We start from the raw sequence: 1,672 nt of genomic DNA, 5'->3' as shown, positions 1-1,672 counted from the left end.
CAGCCCACGCGTGCAAAGCCTCGTGCTTGGGTTTGCTCAGCTCCTGACGCACGGCGCGGCGGATGTCGGCAGGTTTGCCCGCGATCTCGCGCTCGATGTCGTAGAGCTGCCCGATACGCTCCAGAGCCTCGTGTGCGATCTCGGATTTCTGTGACGTCCAGATGTCATGGAAATCGCGCCGCCAATGGGCAAAGCAAGCTGCCTCCCGGAAGCGGGGTTCGCCACCGGCGGCCGGCTCGTAGAGCTTGGCATAGCCTTTGTAGGCGTCGGCTTGGAGGACACCACTTGCATTGCCCAGATGGGCCAGCACGTGCTCCGCTTTCCAGTTGGGGGCATAGCGGTAGACGACGCCGGGTGGCGCGGTGCCGGCCCAAGGGCGCTGATCACAGACATAGCTCCACATCCGGCCTTGCATCACACCCTTGCCGATACCTTTGGCTCGTCGTTCCGGAGCCAGCACGCGGATAGGTGTGTCGTCGGCATGCAGGACCTCGCTGCTCAGCACCGATGCCTCGATCTGTTCGATCACGGGCTGCAGGATCCGCATCGAGCGACCACACCAATCGGCAAGCGTGCTGCGCGGGATGTCGGCACCCATGCGCGCGAAGATCTCGTTTTGCCGATACAGCGGCAAATGGTCGTCATATTTCGAGACCAGCACGTGAGCCAGGAGACTTCCTCCGGCCATGCTGCCGGGGATCGGCCGGCTCGGGGCTGGCGCCTGCACCATCTTCTCGCAGCAACGGCAGGACTTCTTTGGGCGGGCGACCTCGATGACCTTGAGCTTGGCCGTGATCATCTCGAGGATCTCGCTCACGTCTTCGCCCACGAGACGCAGCTCGCCGCCGCAATCGGGACAGCTGCTGCCGGGGTCGAGTTCGTGGCGCTCGCGCGGCGTATCCGCTGAGACGCGCGGCCGCCGCGACGATCGCGATGCAGAGCTGGTGTCGGCACAAGCGCCCGCGGCTTGCGCTTCGGGAGCGCTCTGGTCGCTCGTCGTCATGCCTTGTTGTGCGACAGTGACGAGCACGTCTTCGAGTGCGAGCTCCAGCTGCTCGATCTCGCGTTCGATCTTCTCGGAGGATTTGCCGAAAACCTGCTTCCTGAGCTTGGCGATCTGCAAGCGCAGCGCCTGGACGACCAGGTCATGGGCGCGCAGCGTCGTCGTCAGCTTCGTGTTCTCGGCCTGCAACCGGGCGACCATGGCCTTGAGGAGAGCCGGGTCCTCAGGAAGATCGGGCGCCGCGTGTCGCATGGCTTTTTCTACGCGAAAACCGCCGAAAAGCCTAGCAAAACAGCCGTTTTCTTAGATGAAAAGTTACCCGGCGTGTGTCGGCGGCGCGCCCCAGGTCGGGCGCCTCCAGTCGATCCCTTCCCACAGCATCGCGAGTTGAGCAGATGTCAGTCGCGCCGCTCCGTCAGCCGCGGAGGGCCAGGGAAAGCGGCCGCGTTCCAGGATCTTGTAATAGAGGCAAAAGCCCTGGCCATCCCAGTAGAGCAGCTTCAGCCTGTCGCCACGCCGCCCACGAAAGGCAAATACGGCACCACTGGCCGGCTTCTGTCGCAGCTCGGTCTGGGCGAGCATGGCAAGACCCGAGATCCCCTTGCGCATGTCAGTGACACCGCAGGCGAGATAAACTCTTACGCCGGTCCCAGGTCCAATCATGCAGCT

The 1,672-nt window shown here is 63.7% G+C and carries 2 protein-coding genes; both read right to left on the bottom strand.

Annotated features, from left to right (window positions below; genetic code table 11):
• Nucleotides 1-1,255 (bottom strand): IS66 family transposase (gene tnpC / locus ABUH87_RS00115; protein WP_367767682.1); only part of this gene is annotated, 1,255 nt, incomplete at its 3' end.
• Nucleotides 1,256-1,318: 63 nt separating this feature from the next.
• On the bottom strand, nt 1,319-1,672 hold a 354-nt coding region (tnpB, locus tag ABUH87_RS00110; RefSeq protein ID WP_419956644.1), incomplete at its 5' end, for an IS66 family insertion sequence element accessory protein TnpB.

Source organism: Novosphingobium rhizovicinum (assembly GCF_040813635.1).
GTDB lineage: Bacteria > Pseudomonadota > Alphaproteobacteria > Sphingomonadales > Sphingomonadaceae > Novosphingobium > Novosphingobium rhizovicinum.
This window is presented reverse-complemented; position numbering and strand designations above follow the sequence as displayed.